Consider the following 22,211-nt stretch of genomic DNA (forward strand, 5'->3'; position numbering starts at 1 on the left):
TTTATTCTGCCCAGCGTGCCGGAATAAGGGACAGGCCCTGTATCACGGCTTGACCGCGGAAGAATGACCTCGATAAGAGGATATAACATGACACAGAAACCTTCCTCATCCACGCGCCTGATCGCCATCGACGCCCTGCGCGGGCTGGTGATGGCCTTCATGCTGGTCGATCATGTGCGCGAAACCTTTTTCCTGCATTTGCAGGTCAGTGATCCGGTCGACGCCAACACCGTCGATCCGGGCCTGTTCTTTACGCGCCTGCTATCCACCTTCTGCGCGCCCACCTTTGTCGCGCTGACCGGGCTTTCGGCATGGCTCTATGGCCAATCGCACAGCAAGGGCGAGGTCAGCACCTTCCTCATCAAGCGCGGCCTGTTCCTGATCGCGCTCGAACTCTCGGTCGTATGCTATGCATGGCCCACGCAGGCGAACCATTTCCCCCCGCCCACCGTCTGGTTTCAGGTGATGTGGGCGATCGGTGGGTCGATGCTGGCGCTGGCGGCGCTGCTCCATCTGCCGCGCGCGGTGCTGGTGGCGCTGGGTCTGGGGATAGTCACGCTGCACAATCTGCTCGACCCGATCCGGCTGGCCGAGGGCGACGCATGGTATGTGCCTTGGGCCTTGCTGCACCAGCGCGCAGCGATCCATGCCGCCGACTGGATGACGGTCAAGATCACCTATCCCATTCTGCCGTGGATCGGGGTAATCGCGCTTGGCTATGGTATGGGGCCGTGGTTTGCGCGCGGGAGTGATCCTGCGCCGCGCATCCGGCGTCTGGCGCTGCTGGGGCTTGGACTTGTGCTGGGCTTTGCCCTGCTGCGCTTTGCCAATGTCTATGGCGACAAGCCGTGGTTCGTGGCGCAGACCCCGCTGCGCACCGTGATGAGCTTCCTTGCGCTGACCAAATATCCGCCCAGCCTGCTGTTCCTGATGCCTACTCTTGGCGCGGGATGCCTGCTCCTGGCGTGGTTTGAACGGCTGGGCGATCATCGCGCGATGCCGATGCTGGCCTGCCTTGGGGGTGCGCCGCTCTTCTATTACGTGCTGCATCTCTATACGCTCAAACTCATCTATAATGTCGCCATGGCGCTTTATGGTCCGGTCAAAGGGCAGTTCTTCGGCGTCGATCACCTCTCGACGGTGTGGATCTGGGTGGCGATCCTGCTGCCGGTGCTCTACCTGCCCACGCGCTGGTTTGCCGGGCTGAAACAGCGCCGCCGCGATCTGGCCTGGCTCAAATATCTGTGACCCGGCGGGCCAAGGGGGGGCTGCGCAGCAATCGTGCCGCGCCCCCCTTCTTTTCGACATGATCGTCCGTCAAGTCGGCCCGCTTCGACTAAAGATTCCTTATAAAGGGCATAGCCTCACAATTGTCACAAAAGAGACCGGCCGCCGCGAAATGGACGTAAAAAATATGCGGCAGGATCGGTCCGACACCCAAGCAGGTTGAGAACAAGCATTCATCAGGGGGATTTCAGAATGATCGACCGATCCGCTATCAAACCCGTGCTGCTGGCAACAGCCGCGCTGCTCTCGACACCCGTTTTTGCCGCCGACGATCCCAGCTCGATTGTCGTCACCGGCCAGCGTCAAGCCTATCGCGGCGATGTTCCGGTCAAGGAATTGCCGCAAACGATCCAGTTGATCGACGCCAAGATGATGGACGTGGTCAACATGACCAAGATGGAGGCCATCACCGACATCGCCAGCGGCGTTGTCCGCCAGAACAATTTCGGCGGCCTGTGGGACAGTTTCGCCATCCGCGGCTTTGCGGGCGACGAGAATTTCCCTTCGGGCGTGCTGGTCAACGGGTTTAACGGCGGGCGCGGCTATGGCGGTGCGCGCGATGCGTCCAACGTGGAAACCATCGAAGTGCTCAAAGGCCCCAATGGCGCGGTCTTTGGCCGGGGCGAGCCGGGCGGCACGATCAACATCATCACGAAAAAGGCCAAGATCGGCAAAACCTTCGGCAAGATCGGCGCGCAGGCCGGTTCCTTCGACACCTATCGCGGCGAAGGCGATCTCAACCTTGGCATTTCCGACAAGCTGGCCATTCGTGTCAATGGTGCGATCGAGGATGCCCATTCGTTCCGCAACACGGTAAAATCGAACAAGGAAGTCATCAATCCTTCGATCCTGTGGCAGCCGACCGACAAGACCTCGCTGTCCTATGAAATGGAATATGTCGGGCTGGCAACGCCGTTTGATCGCGGCATTGTGGCCATCAACGGGCAATTGGGCGCAGTCTCGCGCAACACCTTCCTTGGCGAGCCCGGCGACGGTCCGACCCGCGTGAAGGTCTTTGGCCATCAGGCCCAACTGCAGCAAAAGCTGGGCGGCGACTGGGTGGCGATCCTTGGCTTTGGCCTGCGCGAAACCAGCATGATCGGTTTCTCGGAAGATGCCGAACTGGCCACCGGCCGCCAGCCCTTCTTCAGCACCGGCACGATGCTGGCCCGCCAGCGCCGCTTTCGCGATTTCCGCACCCGCAACATCACCGGCCGCGCCGAAATTTCGGGCCGGATCACCACCGGGCCGATCCTGCACCATGTCATGCTGGGCGCGGATATGGATGAATTCGACATCAACACCTGGCAGACCCGCTATCGCCCCGTCGCCTATACGCCGGGCAACCCGGTGACCGCGGCCAGCAATGCCATCAACGTCTTTGCGCCGGTCTATGGCCAGATGCCGACACCCACGGCAATCGTGCTCAACTCTCTGGAAAAGCAGAAGAGCTGGGGCATCTATTTTCAGGACCAGATGGACATCGGCGAAAAGGTCAAGATCCGCTTCGGCGGCCGCTTTGACCATTTCAACCAGTTGATCGGCGCCCGCGTGGGCAATTACAACCCCACCGTCAACACGGTCAAGGAACGCTTCAGCCCGACCGTCGGCCTGCTTTATGACATGACGCCGCGCATGGGGCTGTATGCCGCATGGGGCAACGGTTTCCGCCCCAACAGCGGTCAGGACTTTTCCGGCCAGCCCTTTGCCCCGGAAACCAGCAAGTCCTATGAAGTGGGCGCGCGCTATACCAGCAAGGTGATCTCGGCCTCGCTGGCCGTATTCACCATGACCAAGGCCAATGTGCTGACCCAAGATCCCGATCCCGCGCATCAGGGCTTTTCCATCGCGGGCGGCAGCGCTCGCAGCACCGGCGTCGAGGCCGGCGTGGACGCCCACCTGCCGGGCCAGATCGAGGTTCACGGCACCTATGCCTATACCGACGCGCATTGGACCAGCACGTCGAAGGACTTCAACTTCGGCCTTGCCATCACGCCGGGGTCCAAGCTCATCAACATTCCGGCCCACACGGCCAACCTGTTGGTGACCAAGGGCTTTGACCTTGGCGAAAAGGGCAAGGTGACGGTGGGCGCGGGCGTCAATTACGTCTCCTCGCGTCTGGGCGAAACGGCGACCAGCTTCATCCTGCCCGCCTATACGCTGACCCGCGCGCTGATGACCTATGAGCCGACCAAGCGGATCCGTTTGGGCGTTGATGTCACCAACCTGTTCGATGTGACGTGGTACGCCTCGTCCTATTCGACGCTGTGGGTGGCGCCGGGCGCGCCGCGCACGATCACGGGGCGCATCAGCTACGCGTTCTAAACTCCACCCTGACCGGCCACCGCCTGCACTCCCATGCAGGCGGTGGCTTTTTTGTGCCCCCCGCTTCCAAAAGAAGGCATGAAGGCCGGAATGAACCGCAAAAGCCTGCTGATCTGGCATCGGCGCATCGCGCTTGCCTTTGCCCCCCTGTTCCTGTTGCAAGCGCTGACGGGGCTGTTCCTGCTGCTCCCCTCGCCCCGCATGACCATCGCGCCGGGACCCGCCCTGCCCCCCTCGGCGCTGGTGGAAAGCGCGATGCGGGCCGCGCCCGGCTTTCGTGCCTTCCGCCTCGACTATCCGCCCGATGCCCCGGTGGTGGCGCGGATGAGCAATGCGCAGGGCCGGCGCATCTTTGTGACCATCGACCCGGCCACTGCGCATGTGCTGGACAGCGGCACGCTTTGGCACGACCCGTGGCGCGTGGCGCAGGAATGGCACAACAGCCTGTTTTCCGGGGCGTTTGGTTCAACTCTGGTCGCGCTCGAAGCCACCGCCCTGCTGGCGCTGGGCATCAGCGGGATCATCTTCTGGTGGCCCGGCAAGACCCGCCTGCGTCAGGGCCTGTCCATCCCCGCCCGCGCGCCCAAGCGGTTGAAACTACGCCTGTGGCATCGCTCGACCGGGGTGATTGCCTCGGCGCTGCTGGGGATGATGGCGATAACGGGGCTGCTGCTGGTCTGGCCGCTGATCGCGCCGCCCGCCGCCGCGCCCGCGCGCGCCGATCCCGCTCCCATGCTGGACGCCGCCTATGCCCGCGCCGCCCTGCCGGGTCAGTCCCTGCGCGATATTCGCCTTGCGCCCTCGGGCCATGCGACATTCCATTTTGCCGCCCATAGCCGCAATCACTGGGATCTCGATACGGTGGTGCTCGGCCCCGATGGTCGCCCGCGCATCACCCGCGCCGCCGATGCGCCCGCCCTGTGGATGCGGCTGCTGCCCTTGCATACGGGCGATGCGCTGGGCATTTTCGGGCAAATTCTCATCGCGCTGGTCGGCAGCGCGCTCCTCTTTCTCACCATCAGCGGCGTGATCGCATGGAACCGCGCCCGCAAAGGAAAAAGCAAATGACAATCGTACATTGCGGCGACCCCAAGCGCGGCGCGGCATGGGCCGAAATCTTCGCCCGAGATCTGCCGCAGGTTCCTTTCCGCTGCTGGCCCGAGATTGGCGATGCGCAGGACGTGCGCTATCTGATCGCATGGACGCTGTCCGAAGAGGTCATCAGCGCCCTGCCCAATCTGGAGGTGCTGTTTTCCATCGGCGCGGGGGTGGATCAGCTCGACCTCTCGATCCTGCCGCCCCATGTCCGCGTCATCCGCATGATCGAACCGGGCATCACCACCACCATGGCCGAATATGTCACCATGGCGGTGCTGGCGCTGCACCGCGATCTGCCCGCGCTGGTGGCGGGGCAACGCGCGGGGACGTTTCCCTATATGCCGGTCAAGATGGCGCGCGAACGCCGTGTGGGGATCATGGGATTGGGAGAGCTGGGACAGGCCGCGCTCCGCATGCTGGCCCCCATCGGCTTTCGTCTCTCGGGCTGGAGCCGCAGCGGACGCGAAATCGAAGGCGTGGAGACATTCGCAGGCGAAGAGGGCATGGACGCCTTTCTGGGCGGGCTCGACATCCTCGTCTGTCTGCTGCCGCTGACGCCGGAAACGCGCGGCATTCTGTGCCGCGAAACCTTTGCCAAAATGCCGCGCGGCGCCGCGCTCATCAATGTCGCGCGCGGCGGGCATCTGGTGCAGGAGGATCTGCTGTCTGCGCTTGATGAAGGAGCCATAAGTGCTGCCTTCCTCGATGTCTCGACCCCAGAACCCCTGCCCGAAACCCACGCTTTACGCAGCCATCCCGCGGTTTTCCTCACCCCACATATCGCGGGCGTCACCCGCATCGACACAGCGGTCTACGCCCTGATCGACGCGCTCAAAGGCGTGATGGCGGGCCGGAGCGTGGCGGGCGACATCGACCGCAGCAGGGGTTATTAAGAGCGCAGCATAGTGTGCCGAAAGGCCCGCTTAAAAAACCGTATGCGCCCCCTTGGGCCGATGCCAATCGGCTTCTTCTTCCGGCGCGGCGGTGGCCTATTATGAGGGTGTTCGGTGCCGATCGCGCACCTTTTTCAGGATGGACCCATGACCATTTTCACTCCCAAGTTCATCAGCTTCGACTGCTATGGTACGCTGATCAAGTTTCACATGAGCGACATGGCGCGCGATTTTTACGAAGGCGTGATCGGCGCGGAAAACATGCCCGCTTTCAACCGCGACTTCTCGGCCTATCGCCTTGATGAAGTGCTGGGCGCGTGGAAGCCCTATCGTGAGATCATTGGCAATGCCCTGTCGCGCACCGCCAAGAAATGGGGCGTTGCCTATGATGAAGCCTATGGCGAGGCCATCTATAACGCCGTGCCCACCTGGGGCCCGCATCCGGACGTGCCTGGCGGCCTGAGCAAAATCGGCACCAAGATCCCGCTGGTGATCCTCTCCAACGCGATGAACAGCCAGATCCACGACAATGTGGCCAAGCTGGGCGCGCCTTTCTACGCCGTCTATACCGCCGAGAGCGCACAGGCCTACAAGCCGCGCATGCAGGCCTTTGAATATATGTTCGACCAGCTCGGCTGGGGGCCTGAGGTGGGCATGCATGTCTCCTCCAGCTTCCGCTATGACCAGAACACCGCGACCGACCTTGGCTTTGGCACGCGCGTTTTCGTGGGTCGTGGGCATGAGCCTTCGAACGCGAACTATCGCGATGTCGAAATTCCGCACATCGGCTGCCTGCCCGCGCTGGTGGGCCTCTGATCCTGATGCGCGCCGCCCCTTCCCTCTGGCAAGCGACAGCCCCCGGTTTTGCCTCCGGCATGACCGGGCCTGTCGAAGGCCAATATGACGTGGCCATCATCGGCGGCGGGTTTACCGGCCTGTCGGCGGCGCTGGCTCTGGCCAAAGGCGGCGCGCGCGTTGCCCTGCTGGAAGCGGGCGCGGTGATCGGGGCGGCATCGGGGCGCAATGGCGGGCAATGCAATTCGGGCACTGCGCATGATTTCGGCGCGCTGGCCTCGGCCCATGGCGTGGACAAGGCGCGGCGTTGGTATCTGGCCCATTGTGACGCGGTGGACACGGTCGAACGCCTCGCCCGCGAGGAAGGCATCGACTGCGACTTCCGCCGCGCGGGCCGCGCCAAACTGGCCGCCAAACCGGAACATTTCACCAAGATCGAGGCGGCTTACAAGCTGCTCTCCTCCGAGGTGGACCCCAATGTCTCGCTGGTGGATGCCGATGGCCTGGCGCAGGAAATTCGCGCCGATGGATTTTACGGCGCACTGATCCAGCATACCAGCGCGCAATTGCATGTGGGCCGGTTCGGGGTGGGCCTTGCCCATGCCGCCGCCCGTGCGGGCGCGCATATCTGGGAACAGGCCGCCGTCACCGGCATCAACCGCGAGGGCGCGGCCTATCGTGTGGAAACCCCGCGCGGCGCACTTTCGGCATCGCAGGTGCTGGTCGCCACCGGCGGGGCCAGCCCGCAGGCGCCCTTCGGCTGGTTCCGCCGCCGCATCGTCACCGTGGGCAGCTTTGCCATCGCCACCGCGCCCATCGACGCCGCGTTGGTCGATCACCTGTTTCCGGGCCGCCGCAATTACGTCACCAGCCGGATCATCGGCAATTACTTCCGCCTGACCGCCGACAACCGGCTGGTGTTTGGCGGAAGGGCGCGCTTTGCCCTGTCCAATCCGGCCTCGGATCTGAAGGGCGCGGATATTCTGGAAAGGGCCATGCTGGGCCTGTTTCCCGATCTGGCGGGCGTGGGCATTGACCATCGCTGGGGCGGCGCGATCGACCTGACGCAGGACCGCCTGCCCCGCGCCGGGCAGCATGAGGGCCTCTATTACGCCATGGGCTATTCGGGCCATGGGGTGCAGATGGCCACCCATATGGGCGGACAGATGGCCAAGGTGATGGGCGGCGATGCCGATGCCAATCCCTTTGCCGATCTCAACTGGCCCGCCATTCCCGGCCATCTGGGCAAGCCATGGTTCCTGCCCTTTGTGGGCGCCTATTATCGCGTGCTGGATTATTTCCAATGATGGACTTTTCACGCCGTGCCATGATGCTGGGCGGATTAAGCGCGGGTCTGATCGGCATGCCCGCGATGGGCGCCGCCCTGCCCAAACGCGGCGGTTCGATCCGCGTGGCCACGCAATCGGTCTCCACCGCCGACACCCTCGATCCGGCCAAGGGCGCGCTTTCGACCGATTATGTGCGTCATTACATGCTCTATTCGGGCCTGACGCGGATCGGGCACGACCTGCTCGCGCATCTTTCACTCGCCGAACGGCTCGAAAGCGCCGACCGCATCACATGGCATGTCGCGCTGCGCCGGGGCGTGCATTTCCATCATGGCGGCGAACTGACCAGCGCCGATGTCGTTTTTTCGCTGCTGCGCCATAAAGACCCCAAGCTGGGCAGCAAGATGGCCAGCATCGCCGGGCAATTCGTCGATGTGCGTGCCGATGGCCGCTATGGCGTGGTCATCCGCCTTTCGGGCCCCAATGCCGATTTGCCGGCCATGCTGGCGCAGTCGCATTTCCTGATCGTGCGCCATGGGGTTGACCGGCCCGACGGCAATGGCACGGGCCCGTTCCGCCTTGCCGATTTCAAACCGGGCATCCGCACCGTGGTGGTCCGCAATCCCGACTATTGGGTGCCGGGCAAGCCCTATCTCGACCGTATCGAACTGATCGCCATTCCCGATGAGGTCAGCCGGGTCAACGCGCTGCTGGCGGGCGATGTGCAACTGGTCAATGCGGTGGCGCCGCATTCCACCCGGCGCGTCGAAGCATCGCCCACCCATGCCATCGCCACCGCGCCATCCGCGCTTTATTCCAATCTGATCACCCGGATGGATCGCCTGCCCAGCGGCAACCCCGATTTCATCGCCGCGCTCAAACATCTGATCGACCGCCCGCTGGTCAAACGCGCGCTGTTTCGCGGCTATGCCACCATCGGCAATGATCAGCCGATCCCGCCGTTCCACCCCTATTACAACCCCGCCATTCCCCAGACCGCGCTCGATCTGGACCGCGCGAAATGGCATGTGCAGCGCGGTGGGTTGCAGAATGTGCGCCTGCCGATCTTTTGCGGCCCGGCGGTCGAAGGCTCGGTCGATATGGCCTCGGTGCTTCAGGAATATGGCGCGCGCGTCGGCCTCGATCTGGCGATCACGCGGGTTCCCTCGGACGGATACTGGTCCACACACTGGATGCGCCATCCGCTTTCCTTTGGCAGCACCAATCCGCGCCCGACCGCCGATCTGATCTTCTCACTCTTCTACAAATCCGACGCTGCATGGAACGAGACGGGATGGAAAAACCCGCGCTTCGACCAACTTCTGCTGGCCGCGCGGGGCGAGACCAACGAGGCAAACCGCAAGGCCATGTATGGCGAGATGCAACAGATCGTCCATGACCGATGCGGATCGATCATCCCGGTCTTCATCAGCCTGATCGACGGCCATGACCGGCGTTTGCAGGGGCTGAACCCGCTGCCGATGGGGGGATTGATGGGCTATCAATTTGCCGAACACGTATGGTGGGCGGCATGAGCGGGGCCTCAACCGGAAAGGCCAGCCTGTGGCCACTGCTGACCCGGCGGGTGGGATCGGCCCTGCTCACGCTGCTGCTGGTCTCGATGGTGATTTTCGGCATTGCGGGCCTATTGCCCGGCGACGCGGCGCAGGAGGCCCTTGGCCAGTCGGCCACGCCCGAGCAGGTGGCCGCGCTGCGCCACGAGATGGGGCTGGATCAGCCTGCCCCGGTGCGTTACGCGCATTGGCTTTCGGGCATGGTTCAGGGCGATGCGGGCCAATCGCTGGTGGCCGGGATGCCGGTGGGCGCGATCATTGCCGAACGCCTGCCCAACACGCTGATGCTGGCGGGTATGACGGCGGTGCTGGCGGTGCCTCTTGCCTTGGCGATGGGCATCACGGCGGCGATCCGGCGCGGCACATGGATCGACCGGGCGATCAATCTGGCGTCCTTGTCCATGGTGGCCCTGCCCGAATTTCTGGTGGCGACGGTGGGCGTCCTGATCTTTTCGGTCAAGCTCATGTGGCTACCCTCGATCGCGATGGTGTCTGCGGAGGCTTCGTGGAGCGATACGCTGCGCTCCTGCGCGCTGCCGATCCTGTCGCTGACGGTGGTGGTGGTGGCGCAAATGGCGCGCATGACGCGCGCCGCCATCGCGGACCAGCTTGACCGGCCCTATGTCGAAATGGCGCGTTTGAAGGGCGCATCGCTCTCGCGGGTGGTGCTGGGCCATGTGCTGCCCAATTGTCTGGGGCCGATTGTCAATGCGATGGCGCTCTCGCTTTCCTATCTGATGGGCGGGGCGATCATTGTCGAAACCATCTTCAACTTCCCCGGTCTGGCCAGCCTGATGGTCAATGCCGTGACCAGCCGCGACATGCCCTTGCTGCAGGCCTGCGCCATGATCTTCTGCTCGGCCTATCTCCTCTTGATGCTGGTGGCCGATATGGTCGCGCTGCTGGCCAACCCAAGGTTGCGTGCGCAATGAAACGCTCGATCTCCCTTTTGGCCAAGGCGCCTTTGGCCACGCGCATTGCGGCAGGATTCGTCGGCTTCTGGCTGGTGCTGGCCGTGGCCGGACCTTGGGTCGCGCCGCATCCGGTGGGCGCCTTCGTCGATCAGGACGTGTTTTCCGGCCTGTCCTCTCGCTTATGGCTGGGCAGCGACTATCTGGGCCGCGATGTGTTCTCGCGCCTGCTCTATGGCGCGCGCTATACGGTGTTTCTGGGCCTGGGCGCAGCGCTGCTGGCGGCCTGCTGCGGCACCAGCCTCGCGCTCTGGGCCACTTTGTCGGGCGGGGCAGTGGACGAGGTGATCTCGCGCCTGATGGATACGCTGATCTCGATCCCGTCCAAAATCCTCGCGCTGGTGCTGGTGGCGGCCTGCGGCTCGTCCTTGCCGCTCCTGCTGCTGATTTGCGCTCTCACCTATGTGCCGGGCAATTTCCGCATTGCGCGCGCGCTGGCGATGAACCTTGCCGCGCTGGATTTCGTGGCGGCGGCGCGGGCGCGGGGCGAGCGCAAATTCGCCATCGCCCTCCATGAGGTGCTGCCCAATATGGTCCACCCGCTGCTGGCCGATCTGGGGCTGCGGTTTGTGTTCGTGGTGCTGTTGCTCTCGGGCCTGTCGTTCCTTGGCCTTGGGGTACAGCCGCCCTATGCCGACCTCGGCTCGCTGGTGCGCGAGAATATCTCGGGCCTCACCGAGGGCGCGCCCGCCATTCTTGCCCCCGCGCTGGCGATTGCGGTGCTGACGGTGGGGACCAACCTTCTGATTGACGCCCTCAAGCCCGAGGACAAACGATGAGCGCGCCCCATATCGAGGTTTCCGGCCTGACCGTGGCCGTGGGCGATGTGCCGATTGTTTCGGACATTTCCTTTGCGGTTCAGCGGGGCGAGGTGCTGGCGCTGATCGGCGAGTCCGGTTCGGGCAAAAGCACCACCGCGCTGGCCCTGATGGGATGGTGCCGCCATGGCGGGCGGATCGCCGCAGGCGAAATCCGCGTGGGCGGCATGGTGATCGAGGGCAAGAGCGAGGAAGCGCTCTCCGCGATCCGGGGCCGCCACATCGCCTATATCGCCCAGAGCGCGGCGGCGGCCTTCAACCCTTCGCGCCGGATCATGGCGCAGGTGATCGAACCGGCCATCATCCACCGCATCATGACGCGCGAGGAGGCCGAGGCCAAGGCGGTGGACCTGTTCCGCGCGCTGGCCCTGCCCACGCCCGAAACCATCGGGGATCGCTATCCTCATCAAGTCTCGGGCGGGCAGTTGCAGCGCCTGATGGCGGCGATGGCGCTCATCACCGATCCCGAACTGGTGATCCTTGACGAACCGACCACCGCGCTCGACGTGACCACGCAGGTCGAGGTGCTCAAATGCTTCAAGGCGGCGCTGGCTCAGTGCAACCATGGCCGGGGCGCCACCGCGATCTATGTCAGCCATGACCTTGCCGTGGTGGCTCAGATGGCCGACCGGATCGCCGTGCTTTTGAAAGGGCGGCTGGTCGAGGAAGGCCCCGCCGAGCAGATCCTGACCGCGCCGCGCGATGCCTATACGCAGGTGCTGGTCAACGCCCCGCGCCCGGTGCCTGCAGCACCCGTGGGTGACGATGGCGCGCCGGTGCTATCGGTGCGCGCGCTGACGGCGGGCTATGGGCGCGTGGTTGATGGGATGCCGCAAATCCCGGTGCTGCGCGATGTGGCATTTGATCTGCCGCCGGGCGGCGCGCTGGGCATCATTGGCGAGAGCGGTTCGGGCAAATCGACGCTGGCCCGCGTGATAGCCGGACTGCTGCCCGCCGCGCAGGGCGAGGTCTTGCTCAACGGCAGCGCCCTGCCGCCACGGCTGGAAGACCGCAGCCTCGACCAGTTCCGCACCGTGCAACTGGTTTTTCAGAACGCCGATACCGCGCTCAATCCGGCGCATAGCGTGCGCCGTATCCTTGCCCGCCCCTTGCAGCATTACCATGGGCTGACGGGCGCGGCGGCGGATCGGCGGGTGGCCGAATTGCTGGATCTGACGCGCCTGCCCGCCGAAGTGATCGACCGGCCGGTGACGAAACTGTCGGGCGGCCAGAAGCAGCGCGTCAACCTCGCCCGCGCGCTGGCCGCCGAGCCTAAGGTGTTGCTCTGCGATGAAGTGACATCCGCGCTCGATACGGTCGTTGGCGCGGCGATCCTCTCGCTGATCGAGGATCTGCGCCGCGATCTGGGTCTGGCCACGGTGTTTATCAGCCATGACATTCATGCCGTCTCGGCCGTGTGCGAAAAGGTGCTGGTGCTTTATGGCGGCACGCCGGTCGAACTGGCCACGCGCGCGGCGTTCAACGGCCCGCGCCACCATCCTTATACCAGCCTGCTCCAATCCAGTCTGCCTACGATGGACCGCGCATGGCTGGACACCACGCGCCCGCCGATCCTGCGCGGTTTCCGCGTCGAAGGCCTTTGCCCGTTTCAGCCGCGCTGTGCCGATGCCGTCCCCGGCCTGTGCGACGCCGTGCCCGCGCCCTTGCGCGAAGGCGATGGCATGCGCTGGCTGTGCCACCATTCTCCCAGCATCAAGGAACCTGCATGACCGCCCGTTTCCGCCGCCTCGTCGAAACCGACCGGCCACCGGTCAGCCTGACCATTGATGGCGTAGGTGTGACCGCGCTTTTGGGCGATACGCTGATGGTGGCGATGCTGACCCATGGCGATGCCTTGCGCACCAGCGAATTTGCCGGGAGCGAACCGGCCGCCCCGGAACCCAGTGATGGCCGCCGCGCGGGCTTCTGCCTGATGGGCGCTTGTCAGGACTGCTGGGTCTGGACCGCGTCGGGCGCGCGGCTGCGTGCCTGTTCGACGCCGGTGCAAAACGGCATGACTATTTCCACCCGGCAGCCGGAGGCCACATGGGCGAACATCGCGTAATCATCGTCGGCGCAGGCCCTGCCGGGGTGCGCGCGGCGCAGGCGGTGGTGCGCGCCGGCTTGCGCCCCATCGTCATCGACGAGGCCGCCCGCGCCGGGGGCCAGATCTATCGCCGCCCGCCCGAAAACTTCAAACGCGACCATGACGCGCTTTACGGCACCGAGGCGGCGCGTGCCCGCGCGATCCATGAGGATTTCGCCGCCCTCCTTCCCCATATCGACTATCGCCCCGAAACGCTGGTGTGGAATGTGGCCGAGGGCCATGTCTGGGCCGCGCATGAAGGCGAGACGCAGCCGCTTCCCTATGACGCGCTGATCGTGTGCAGCGGGGCCAGCGACCGCGTGGCCCCGATCAAGGGCTGGCAGGCGGCGGGGTGCTATTCGCTGGGCGGGGCGCAGATTGCGCTTAAGGCTCAGGGCTGCGCCATCGGGCATCGGGTGATCTTCCTCGGCTCCGGCCCGCTGCTCTATCTGGCTGCCGCGCAATATGTGAAGGCGGGGGCCGAAGTCGCCGCCGTGCTGGACACCTCGCCTTTCTGGCTGAGGGTGAAGGCCGCGCCGAAACTCGCCGCCATGCCCGGTCTGTTGTGGCAGGGAGTGAAACTGCTGCGCGATCTGAAGCGCGCGGGCGTGCCGGTGCTGACCGGGGTGACGCCCATCGAGATCGAGGGCGATCCGCAGACCGGCGTCTCGGGCGTGACCGTCCGCCACAAGGGCGCGGTCAAGCATTTCGCTGGCGATGCCGTGGCGATGGGCTGGCATGTGAAGCCCGAGGCGCAGATTGCCGACCTTGCCCGCGCGACTTTCGCCTTTGACGAGGCTACGCGCCAATGGTTGCCCCAGACCGACGCCGATGGGCGGGCGGGCAACGCGCTCTATCTGGGCGGCGATGGCGCCCGCGTGCTGGGCGCGCGCAGCGCCGAGGTGACGGGCGAACTGGCCGCGATGGCGGCGCTGGCCGATCTGGGCCTGACGATGGATGCCGATCGCCGCCGCTGGCTGCTGGCCGAAAAGGCCAATTACGCAAAGTTCGCCAAGGGGTTGGCGCAGGCCTTCCCATGGCCCCATGAACTGGTGGCCGCCATCCCCGATGAGGCCATCGTCTGCCGATGTGAGGCCGTCACCGCCGCCACGCTGCGCGCCAGCGTGAACACCGCCCATGCGCAGGAAGCCAACCGCGCCAAGGCCTTTAGCCGGGTCGGCATGGGTCGGTGTCAGGGGCGCTATTGCGGCCATGCCAGCGCCGAAATCATCGCGGCGGCGCGCAGCGTGTCGTTGGAGAAAACCGGCCGCCTGCGCGGACAGGCTCCCGTCAAACCCATCCCCGTAGCCCTGAAGCGGAACGACCTATGACCCAGATCCACCAGAGCGATGTCGCCATCATCGGCGGCGGGTTGATGGGATGCAGCGCGGCATTTTTCCTTCGCCAGCGCGGCATGTCGGTCACCGTGCTGGAAACCGACAAGGTGGGGCGGCAGGCCAGCGGCACCAATTTCGGCAATGTCCGCCGTCAAGGCCGCCCGATCTTTCAGCTTCCCCTAGCCAATCGCGCAATCCGCATCTGGCGCGATTCCCCGCAACTGCTGGGTTCGGATGTGGAATATCTGCAATCCGGCCATATCCGCGTTTGCTTTCGCGAGCGCCCGGAAAACATCGGCAAGATGGAGGAATATGCCGCCCTTGCCCGCGAGGAAGGGCTGGACCTCGAATTGCTGTCCGCCAATGCCCTGCGGGAGAAATTCCCATGGCTGGGGCCGGATGTGCTGGCCGGGTCTTATTCGGCCACCGATGGTCATGCCAACCCGCGCCTTGCTGCGCCCGCCTTTGCGCGGGCGGCGGCGCGGCTAGGGGCCTCGATCGTCGAAGACACCAAGATCGTCCATGCCGAAAAGGTCGGTGAGGATTTCCGCCTGACTGCCGAAGATGGTCGCCAGTTTGCCGCGCCGATCCTGCTGATCACGGCGGGCGCATGGGCGGGCAAGATCGCCGGCTGGTTTGGCGAGGAGATCCCCCTCACCCCCCGCGCGCCGACGATGAGCGTGACCGAGCCGGTGCCCTATGCCATTGCGCCCGCCGTGGGCGTGATGACGCCGGAGGAGGTGGAAACCGTCTATTTCCGGCAGGTGGCGCGCGGCAATATCGTGCTGGGCGGATCGACGCGGGCGGCGTCCTACCCGGATGATTACCGCTCCTATGTCCTGCCGCAAAACACGATGACGCAGTTTGAGCATCTGCGCCGTCTGGCCCCCGCACTTGCCAATTTGCAGGTGATCCGCGTGTGGAGCGGCATCGAGGGCTATACCGATGACGCCCTGCCGATCATGGGGCCGAGCGCCAAGGTTTCAGGCCTGTTCCACGCTTTCGGCTTTTCGGGCAGCGGGTTTCAGATCGGGCCGGGCGTGGGCGAAACCATGGCCGAATTGATCGCCACCGGCGCGACCGACATTCCGCTGGAACATTATGCGGTGACGCGGTTTACCAAATAAGCAAGGGGGCAAAGGTATCGAACCTTTGCCCCCTTTTCGTTACAGCCCGATCAGAACCGTCTTGCTCTTGCAGCTTGCCAGATAGGCCTCGCGCCCCAGATCCTTGCCCAGCCCCGATTGCTTGAAGCCGCCGGTGGGCAGGATGAAATCATCCGAGCGACCATAGCGGTTGACCCAGACCGTGCCCGCCTCAAGCGCCCGCGTGGCGCGGATCGCGCGGCTCAGGTTCTGCGTATGAACCCCCGCCGCCAGACCATAGCGCGTGCCATTGGCCAGCGCATAGGCTTCCTCGTCATCGGCAAAGCTCTGCACCGTCAGCACCGGGCCGAAGATCTCACTCTGCACCGCGGTGGCGTCGGCGGAAAGGCCCGCGATCAGCGTGGGTTCGTAGAAAGTCCCCGCCCGTTCGACCCGCGCGCCGCCGGTGATCGCTTCGCCGCCCTCGGCGCGGGCGGTTTGGACGATGGCGTCGATGCCCGACAATTGCTTTTCCGAAACGATCGGCCCCATCGTCGTGCCATCGGCCCATGTCTCGCCCAATTGATGCGCGCGGAACAGGGCGGCGATGCGGTCGGTCACCTCATCGGCCACGCTGGCCTCAACCAGCAGGCGCGAACCGGCCACGCAGACCTGCCCGGCATTGAGCGTAATCGCGCGGGCCACAATCGCGCAGGCCTTGTCCATATCGGCATCGGCAAAGATGATTTGCGGGCTCTTGCCGCCCAGCTCGAGCGTACAGGGCTTGGGTCCGGTGGCGGCGCAGGCGCTCATGATCGCACGGCCCGTGGCGGTCGATCCGGTAAAGCTGACCTTGCCAACCTGCTCGGCGCGCACAAGGCCGTCGCCAATATCGTGGCCCATGCCCTGAACCACATTGAAGATGCCGGCCGGCACGCCTGCCGCCACCGCCAGTTCGGCCAGACGCACGACCGAGAAGGGCGTGAGTTCGGAAGGCTTGAGCACCACCGCATTGCCCGCCGCCAGCGCCGGGCCCAATTTCCACGCCGCCATCACCAGCGGCAGGTTCCACGGCGCAATCGCGCCGACCACGCCATAAGGCTCATTGGCGGTGAAACCAAAACGGTCATCGGCGGTTGCGCCCACCTCACCGCCATGCTTATCAGCAAATTCGGCGAAAAAGCGGATGCATTCGGCAGTATAGGGTAGATCCCATGCCAAAATCTCGGCCAGCGTCCGCGTCGAGCCGACCGCCTCCAGCGGGGCCAGCACCGCGCGGTCGGCATCAATCGCATCGGCCCAGCGGCGCAGGATGCGGGCGCGGGCGCGCGGGTCCATCCGGCCCCATCCGCTGCTTTTCTGCGCGGCGGCGGCACCTTCTGCCGCTTGACTCATCTGGTCCATGCTGGCCGCGTGCAGGGGCGAGAGCAGCCCGCCATCGGAAGGCCGCAGCACATCGAACACCGCGCCAGCACCCAGAATTTTGCGCCCACCGATGAAATTGGCCGCCAGATCGGGCCGGATGGAATCGGGGTTGAATGCAATTGTCATGGGGCATGGCTCCGCAGTGGTTCTTCGGGGGTTCTGGGGGCAAGATTATTGCCCTGCGGCAGAATCGACTGGGCAAAGCGGGGCGCTCAACGCCATAATCTTCTGATCTTATGCATAAGGCAGCAGCCTATTCCATTCGCGCGGCGCTAACCCATTATCAGGACTGGCGCATCCCATCCCCTGTGGATGCGCCGACACACCAATCCGGTTGGTGGGGCAAAGAGAAGGAGTGCGGCGATGGGCGAGCTGGTGACCAGCGGCGTGAGTTTTCGAGCGATGCGGCATGAGGACATCGAGCGTGCGGTGGAAATGTCGCGCGCGCTGTTCTGGCCGCACCGCGAAGAGGACTGGGCGCTGTTCCTGGCATTGGGCGACGGCATCGTGGCGCAGGTCGATGGAGAGGTGATCGGCACCATCATCGGCTTTCCCTATGGCGAGCGCGTCGCCACGCTGGGCATGGTGATCGTCGATGATGCGCATCAGGGCAAAGGCTATGGCCGCCAGTTGATGCAGGCTATGCTCGACCATCTGGGCGACCGGACCGTGCTGCTTCAGGCCACTGTCGAGGGCGCGCCGCTGTATGAAAAGCTGGGCTTTGTCGACATCGGCACCCTGTACCAGCATCAGGGCACGATCCCGCTGGCCCCGCTGGCAGCGCTGCGCAGCGGCGAGCGCATCCGCCCGCTCGGCTCATCCGAACAGACGCCGGGCGAATTGTACAGCAAAGCCACCGGCAGCGATCGCCATGCGATGATGCGCGCGCTGACCGCGCTGGACAGCGCGGTGGTGCTGACCCATGACGATATTCCGGTGGGCTTTGCCCTGCTGCGCCGATTTGGCCGGGGATGGTCGGTCGCCCCCGTGGTGGCGCCCGACACCGATGGCGCCAAGGCGCTGATCCTGCACTGGCTGGCCCAGAATGCGGGCAATTTCACCCGCCTCGACGTTACTGAAGAGAGCGGACTTTCGCCATGGCTTGAAGGGCTTGGCCTACCGCGCGTCGATACGGTACGCATGATGGCGCGCGGGCCGGTGCCGGAAACTTCGGGCGATGCCACGCTCTTCGCTCTCACCACCCAAGCACTGGGGTAAACCATGCAACTTTCCGATTCCACCCTTTTGAAGCAGGCCGCGCTGATTGGCGGACAATGGCTTGACGCCTCCTCACGCGATGCGCTGGCGGTGAAGGATCCGGCCGATGGTGCGGTGCTTGGCGCGGTGCCCGATTGCACGGGCGACGACACGCAGGACGCCATTGCCGCGGCCAATGCGGCATGGCCGGCATGGCGCGCGCGCACGGCGGGCGAACGCTGCGCCCTGCTGGAGGCATGGCATGCGCTCGTGCTGGCCAATCTGGATGATCTGGCCCTCATCATGACCGCCGAACAGGGCAAGCCGCTGGCCGAAGCGCAAGGCGAGATCCGCTATGCCGCCAGCTTTATCAAATGGTTTGCCGAGGAAGGCCGCCGCACCGGCGCGCGCAATGTCGTTTCGCCCGAACGCGACCGGCGCATCATCGTGCTGACCGAGCCGGTGGGTGTTTCGGCCGCCATCACGCCGTGGAATTTCCCCGCCGCGATGATTACCCGCAAATGCGCGCCCGCGCTGGCGGCCGGTTGTCCGGTGGTGATCAAGCCTTCGGAAATGACGCCTTTCACCGCGCTGGCGCTGGGCGAACTGGCGCTGCGGGCAGGTTTTCCTGAGGGCGTCATCAATATCGTGACGGGCCTGCCCACCGCGATTGGCGCGGCTATCACCGGCAGCCCGCTGGTGCGCAAACTGTCCTTTACCGGATCGACCCGCGTGGGCGCGCTGCTGCTCGAACAATGCGCCAAGACGATCAAGCGGACCAGCATGGAACTGGGCGGCAATGCGCCGCTGATCGTGTTTGCAGATGCCGATCTCGATCTGGCGGTGAAGGCGGCGATGGCCAGCAAGTTCCGCAATGCGGGCCAGACCTGCGTGTGTGCGAACCGGATGCTGGTGGCCGATGAAATCTATGATGCCTTTGCAGAAAAGCTCTCCGCAGCCGTTGCCGGATTGAACGCCGCGCCGGGGATGGAGGCGGATTCCACCGTTGGCCCGCTCATCAACGCCGCCGCCGTCGAGAAAGTCTCCGCCCATCTGGAGGACGCTCTGGGCAAGGGCGGCAAGATTCTTGGGCAGGGCAAGGGCCGCAGCGATGACCGCTTTGTCCGCCCGGTCATCATTGGCGATGCCAACCCCGAGATGCGTCTGGCGTCGGAGGAAACCTTCGGTCCCCTCGCCCCGCTGTTCCGCTTTACCAGCGAGCGTCAGGCGATCGAGATGGCCAATGACACACCTTTCGGCCTTGCCGCCTATTTCTACACCCGCGACCTCTCGCGCTCGTTCCGCGTGGCCGAGGCGTTGGAGGCCGGGATGATCGCGCTCAATACCGGCGGGATCGCGATGGAAATGGCGCCCTTTGGCGGGGTCAAGCAATCGGGCCTTGGCCGCGAAGGCGGGCATCAGGGCATCGAAGAATATCTGGAAACCAAGGCCTTCCACATTGGCGGGCTGGAATTGGGGGCGTGACATCCATGCGCAATTACAAAATCGCCGTTCTGGCCGGTGACGGCATCGGCAAGGAAGTCATGCCCGAGGGCCTGCGCGCGCTGGAACAGGCGTCGAGCCGCTATGGCTTTGGGCTCGACCTGCAAGTCCACCAATTTGCCGATTGCGATTACTATGCCCAGCATGGCCGCATGATGCCCGAGGATTGGAAGGATCAGATCGGGCGCCCCGATGCGATCTTCTTTGGCGCGGTGGGCTGGCCCGCAACGGTGCCCGATCACATTTCGCTGTGGCAATCGCTGCTGCAATTCCGCCGCGAATATGACCAGTATGTCAACCTGCGCCCCGTGCGCCTGATGCCGGGCGTGCCCTGCCCGCTGGCCGGACGTGAGCCGGGCGATATCGACTTCTGGGTCGTGCGCGAAAACACCGAGGGCGAATATTCCAGCGTCGGCGGCCATATGTTCCCCGGCACCGACCGCGAAATCGTCATTCAGGAAACCGTGATGACGCGCCAGGGCGTGGACCGCGTGCTGCGCTTCGCCTTCGATCTGGCGCAAAAGCGCGAGCGCAAGCACCTGACCAGCGCGACGAAATCCAATGGCATCGCCATCACCATGCCGTTCTGGGACAAGCGCGTCGAGGCGATTGGCGAAGAGTTCCCCGATGTGACCCATGACAAATATCACATCGACATCCTGACCGCGCAATTCGTGATGAACCCCCAGCGTTTCGACGTGGTGGTGGCCTCCAACCTGTTCGGCGACATCCTGTCCGACCTTGGCCCGGCCTGCACCGGCACGATCGGCATCGCGCCATCGGGCAACATCAACCCCACCGGCGAGCATCCCAGCCTGTTCGAGCCTGTGCATGGTTCGGCCCCGGATATTGCGGGCAAGGGCATCGCCAATCCGGTGGGCCAGATCTGGTCGGCCGCGATGATGCTCGAACATCTGGGCGAGGCGGAAGCCGCCGCCGGGATCATGCGCGCCATCGAGGATGTGCTTTCCACCCCCACGGGCCGCACCGGCGACCTCAAGGGCAGCGCCAACACCGTGGAATGCGGCAAGGCGATTTCCGAAGCCATCGGCTGAACCACGGCATAAAATGCCGCGCCCCTGCCCCTGTTTGGCGAAACACGCCTGAACCGCTAGCATAGGTTTGCCTCATGACCGAAACCCTGACCAACCGCTCGCTGATCGACCTTGACCGCGATCACCTGATCCACCCGGTGGCTTCTTTCCGTGGCCACGAGGCGCATGGCGCGCGCGTTTTGGCCAGCGGGGACGGCATGTGGCTGACCGATATAGAGGGCAAGCGGGTGATCGACGCCTTTGCCGGCCTGTGGTGCGTCAATGTCGGCTATGGTCAGGAAAGCGTGGTCGAAGCCGCGGCCGATCAGATGCGCCGCCTGCCCTATGCCACCGGCTATTTCCACTTTGCCAGCGAACCGGCCATCCGGTTGGCGGCAGAATTGACCGCACTGACGCCCGAGGGCCTCAATCACGTCTATTTCACGCAAGGCGGCTCGGAATCGGTGGACAGCGCGGTGCGCTATATCGTCCACTATTTCAACGCCATCGGCAAACCGGACAAGAAAGAGTTCATCGCGCTGGAATGGGGCTATCACGGCTCCTCGGCCACCGGGGCGGGCCTGACGGCGCTGGCCAATTTCCATCGCGGTTTCGATCTGCCCTATAAGTGGCAGCATCATATCGCCTCGCCCTATCCCTATCGCCACCCGCAGGGCCATGACGATGCCGCCGTGATCGCCGGCACCATTTCGGCGCTGGAGGCCAAGGTGGCGGAAATCGGCGCGGACAAGGTTGCCGCCTTCTGCTGCGAACCCATTCAGGGCAGCGGCGGGGTGATCGTGCCGCCGGTGGGCTGGCTCAAGGCCATCCGCGAGGCTTGCGACCGGCTGGGCATCCTGCTGCTGGTGGACGAGGTCATCACCGGTTTTGGCCGCACCGGGCCTTTGTTCGCCTGCGAGGCCGAGGGCGTGACCCCCGATTTCATGACCACCGCCAAGGGCCTGACCGCAGGCTATGCCCCGATGGGCGCGCTGTTCATGGCCGATCATATCTATCAGGCGATTGCCGACGCCAGCCCGCTGCCGGTGGGCCATGGCGGCACCTATTCGGGCCATCCGGTTTCGGCGGCGGTGGGGCTGGAGGTGCTGCGCCTCTATCGCGAGGGCGGCGTGCTGGCCAATGGCGTGATGGTGGGCGAACGCTTTGCCGCGCGTATGGAGGCAATCCGCAGCCACCCGCTGGTGGGCGATGTGCGCTATCGCGGGTTGCTGGGCGCAATTGAGCTGGTGGCCAACAAGGACACCAAGGCGCCTTTCGCCGCCGATCTGGCCATTGGCGACCGCCTCTCGCAGATGACGTGGGACAATGGCGTGATCGCGCGCTGTTTTGCCAATGCGGTCATCGGTTTCGCCCCGGCGCTGACCTGTACGCCCGACGAAATGGACATCATCTTCGACCGCGTGCAATTGTGCCTCGACCAATTGCTTGATCAGGCCGATATTCGCGCCGCAATCGGCCAATAAGAGGAAAACG

General features: G+C 64.7%; 18 protein-coding genes. 17 read left to right on the forward strand and 1 reads right to left on the reverse strand.

The window, feature by feature from the left end; all coding sequences use genetic code 11:
• Positions 1-87: 87 nt before the first annotated feature.
• From FHW96_RS01560 to FHW96_RS01620, 13 genes are all read left to right on the forward strand, one after another.
• Positions 88-1,248, forward strand: coding sequence for a DUF1624 domain-containing protein (locus tag FHW96_RS01560; protein WP_253950673.1), 1,161 nt, complete (start codon positions 88-90; stop codon positions 1,246-1,248).
• A 231-nt stretch (positions 1,249-1,479) separates the two neighbouring features.
• The gene (locus tag FHW96_RS01565; protein ID WP_172338795.1) at positions 1,480-3,612 is read left to right on the forward strand and encodes a TonB-dependent siderophore receptor; all 2,133 of its coding nucleotides are present in this window, start codon (positions 1,480-1,482) and stop codon (positions 3,610-3,612) included.
• A gap of 90 nt (positions 3,613-3,702) precedes the next feature.
• Positions 3,703-4,680 carry a PepSY domain-containing protein gene (locus tag FHW96_RS01570; RefSeq protein ID WP_172338796.1) on the forward strand — a complete coding sequence of 326 codons (978 nt, stop codon included), beginning with the start codon at positions 3,703-3,705 and terminating at the stop codon, positions 4,678-4,680.
• Positions 4,677-5,603: a glyoxylate/hydroxypyruvate reductase A gene (locus FHW96_RS01575; protein ID WP_172338797.1), complete on the forward strand. Its 927-nt coding sequence runs from the start codon at positions 4,677-4,679 to the stop codon at positions 5,601-5,603. The genes FHW96_RS01570 and FHW96_RS01575 overlap by 4 nt, the downstream gene beginning before the upstream one ends.
• Positions 5,604-5,750: 147 nt before the next feature.
• Complete coding sequence (locus FHW96_RS01580; RefSeq protein WP_172338798.1) at positions 5,751-6,419, forward strand: haloacid dehalogenase type II; 669 nt, start codon at positions 5,751-5,753, stop codon at positions 6,417-6,419.
• 59 nt (positions 6,420-6,478) lie between these two features.
• Positions 6,479-7,705, forward strand: a complete 1,227-nt coding sequence (locus tag FHW96_RS01585) for an FAD-binding oxidoreductase (protein WP_253950674.1) — start codon at positions 6,479-6,481, stop codon at positions 7,703-7,705.
• Complete coding sequence (locus FHW96_RS01590) at positions 7,702-9,222, forward strand: ABC transporter substrate-binding protein (RefSeq protein WP_253950675.1); 1,521 nt, start codon at positions 7,702-7,704, stop codon at positions 9,220-9,222. The genes FHW96_RS01585 and FHW96_RS01590 overlap by 4 nt, the downstream gene beginning before the upstream one ends.
• The gene (locus FHW96_RS01595) at positions 9,219-10,193 is read left to right on the forward strand and encodes an ABC transporter permease (RefSeq protein ID WP_172338800.1); all 975 of its coding nucleotides are present in this window, start codon (positions 9,219-9,221) and stop codon (positions 10,191-10,193) included. The genes FHW96_RS01590 and FHW96_RS01595 overlap by 4 nt, the downstream gene beginning before the upstream one ends.
• A complete protein-coding gene (locus FHW96_RS01600; RefSeq protein ID WP_172338801.1) occupies positions 10,190-11,011 on the forward strand; it encodes an ABC transporter permease in 822 nt (273 codons plus the stop codon). Before FHW96_RS01595 ends, FHW96_RS01600 begins: the two co-directional genes overlap by 4 nt.
• Positions 11,008-12,780 carry an ABC transporter ATP-binding protein gene (locus FHW96_RS01605; RefSeq protein ID WP_172338802.1) on the forward strand — a complete coding sequence of 591 codons (1,773 nt, stop codon included), beginning with the start codon at positions 11,008-11,010 and terminating at the stop codon, positions 12,778-12,780. Before FHW96_RS01600 ends, FHW96_RS01605 begins: the two co-directional genes overlap by 4 nt.
• Positions 12,777-13,115 carry a (2Fe-2S)-binding protein gene (locus FHW96_RS01610; protein ID WP_172338803.1) on the forward strand — a complete coding sequence of 113 codons (339 nt, stop codon included), beginning with the start codon at positions 12,777-12,779 and terminating at the stop codon, positions 13,113-13,115. Before FHW96_RS01605 ends, FHW96_RS01610 begins: the two co-directional genes overlap by 4 nt.
• Positions 13,097-14,467, forward strand: coding sequence for an NAD(P)/FAD-dependent oxidoreductase (locus FHW96_RS01615; RefSeq protein WP_172338804.1), 1,371 nt, complete (start codon positions 13,097-13,099; stop codon positions 14,465-14,467). Before FHW96_RS01610 ends, FHW96_RS01615 begins: the two co-directional genes overlap by 19 nt.
• Positions 14,464-15,600, forward strand: coding sequence for an FAD-binding oxidoreductase (locus FHW96_RS01620; RefSeq protein WP_172338805.1), 1,137 nt, complete (start codon positions 14,464-14,466; stop codon positions 15,598-15,600). The genes FHW96_RS01615 and FHW96_RS01620 overlap by 4 nt, the downstream gene beginning before the upstream one ends.
• A gap of 39 nt (positions 15,601-15,639) precedes the next feature.
• Here the strand turns inward: FHW96_RS01620 and FHW96_RS01625 are convergent, their stop codons facing one another.
• Complete coding sequence (locus FHW96_RS01625) at positions 15,640-17,109, reverse strand: aldehyde dehydrogenase (protein WP_172338806.1); 1,470 nt, start codon at positions 17,107-17,109, stop codon at positions 15,640-15,642.
• Between the two features lie 237 nt (positions 17,110-17,346).
• Between FHW96_RS01625 and FHW96_RS01630 the strand changes: the two genes are divergently transcribed.
• The 4 genes from FHW96_RS01630 to FHW96_RS01645 all read left to right on the forward strand — a co-directional run bounded on the left by FHW96_RS01630 (position 17,347) and on the right by FHW96_RS01645 (position 22,201).
• Positions 17,347-18,201 (forward strand): GNAT family N-acetyltransferase, encoded by an 855-nt coding sequence (locus FHW96_RS01630; protein ID WP_172338807.1) that lies wholly within the window; start codon positions 17,347-17,349, stop codon positions 18,199-18,201.
• A 3-nt stretch (positions 18,202-18,204) separates the two neighbouring features.
• The gene (locus tag FHW96_RS01635) at positions 18,205-19,665 is read left to right on the forward strand and encodes an NAD-dependent succinate-semialdehyde dehydrogenase (RefSeq protein WP_172338808.1); all 1,461 of its coding nucleotides are present in this window, start codon (positions 18,205-18,207) and stop codon (positions 19,663-19,665) included.
• A gap of 5 nt (positions 19,666-19,670) precedes the next feature.
• Entirely contained in the window at positions 19,671-20,738 is a 1,068-nt protein-coding gene (locus tag FHW96_RS01640; protein WP_172338809.1) for a tartrate dehydrogenase, read from the forward strand.
• A gap of 74 nt (positions 20,739-20,812) precedes the next feature.
• A complete protein-coding gene (locus FHW96_RS01645) occupies positions 20,813-22,201 on the forward strand; it encodes an aminotransferase class III-fold pyridoxal phosphate-dependent enzyme (protein ID WP_172338810.1) in 1,389 nt (462 codons plus the stop codon).
• The last annotated feature ends 10 nt before the right edge of the window (positions 22,202-22,211 follow it).

Origin of the sequence: Novosphingobium sp. SG751A (assembly GCF_013149295.1) — a bacterium.
Lineage (GTDB): Bacteria > Pseudomonadota > Alphaproteobacteria > Sphingomonadales > Sphingomonadaceae > Novosphingobium.

What these genes read in the sequence shown, in the direction of transcription:
- FHW96_RS01615 (WP_172338804.1), top strand. Translation starts at nt 13,097, where the DNA reads ATGGGCGAACATCGCGTAATCATCGTCGGCGCAGGCCCTGCCGGGGTG.
- FHW96_RS01630 (WP_172338807.1), top strand. Translation starts at nt 17,347, where the DNA reads ATGGGCGAGCTGGTGACCAGCGGCGTGAGTTTTCGAGCGATGCGGCAT.
- FHW96_RS01570 (WP_172338796.1), top strand. Translation starts at nt 3,703, where the DNA reads ATGAACCGCAAAAGCCTGCTGATCTGGCATCGGCGCATCGCGCTTGCC.
- FHW96_RS01590 (WP_253950675.1), top strand. Translation starts at nt 7,702, where the DNA reads ATGATGGACTTTTCACGCCGTGCCATGATGCTGGGCGGATTAAGCGCG.
- FHW96_RS01565 (WP_172338795.1), top strand. Translation starts at nt 1,480, where the DNA reads ATGATCGACCGATCCGCTATCAAACCCGTGCTGCTGGCAACAGCCGCG.
- FHW96_RS01635 (WP_172338808.1), top strand. Translation starts at nt 18,205, where the DNA reads ATGCAACTTTCCGATTCCACCCTTTTGAAGCAGGCCGCGCTGATTGGC.
- FHW96_RS01600 (WP_172338801.1), top strand. Translation starts at nt 10,190, where the DNA reads ATGAAACGCTCGATCTCCCTTTTGGCCAAGGCGCCTTTGGCCACGCGC.
- FHW96_RS01585 (WP_253950674.1), top strand. Translation starts at nt 6,479, where the DNA reads ATGACCGGGCCTGTCGAAGGCCAATATGACGTGGCCATCATCGGCGGC.
- FHW96_RS01610 (WP_172338803.1), top strand. Translation starts at nt 12,777, where the DNA reads ATGACCGCCCGTTTCCGCCGCCTCGTCGAAACCGACCGGCCACCGGTC.
- FHW96_RS01640 (WP_172338809.1), top strand. Translation starts at nt 19,671, where the DNA reads ATGCGCAATTACAAAATCGCCGTTCTGGCCGGTGACGGCATCGGCAAG.
- FHW96_RS01560 (WP_253950673.1), top strand. Translation starts at nt 88, where the DNA reads ATGACACAGAAACCTTCCTCATCCACGCGCCTGATCGCCATCGACGCC.
- FHW96_RS01605 (WP_172338802.1), top strand. Translation starts at nt 11,008, where the DNA reads ATGAGCGCGCCCCATATCGAGGTTTCCGGCCTGACCGTGGCCGTGGGC.
- FHW96_RS01625 (WP_172338806.1), bottom strand. Translation starts at nt 17,109, where the DNA reads ATGACAATTGCATTCAACCCCGATTCCATCCGGCCCGATCTGGCGGCC.
- FHW96_RS01620 (WP_172338805.1), top strand. Translation starts at nt 14,464, where the DNA reads ATGACCCAGATCCACCAGAGCGATGTCGCCATCATCGGCGGCGGGTTG.
- FHW96_RS01645 (WP_172338810.1), top strand. Translation starts at nt 20,813, where the DNA reads ATGACCGAAACCCTGACCAACCGCTCGCTGATCGACCTTGACCGCGAT.
- FHW96_RS01580 (WP_172338798.1), top strand. Translation starts at nt 5,751, where the DNA reads ATGACCATTTTCACTCCCAAGTTCATCAGCTTCGACTGCTATGGTACG.
- FHW96_RS01575 (WP_172338797.1), top strand. Translation starts at nt 4,677, where the DNA reads ATGACAATCGTACATTGCGGCGACCCCAAGCGCGGCGCGGCATGGGCC.
- FHW96_RS01595 (WP_172338800.1), top strand. Translation starts at nt 9,219, where the DNA reads ATGAGCGGGGCCTCAACCGGAAAGGCCAGCCTGTGGCCACTGCTGACC.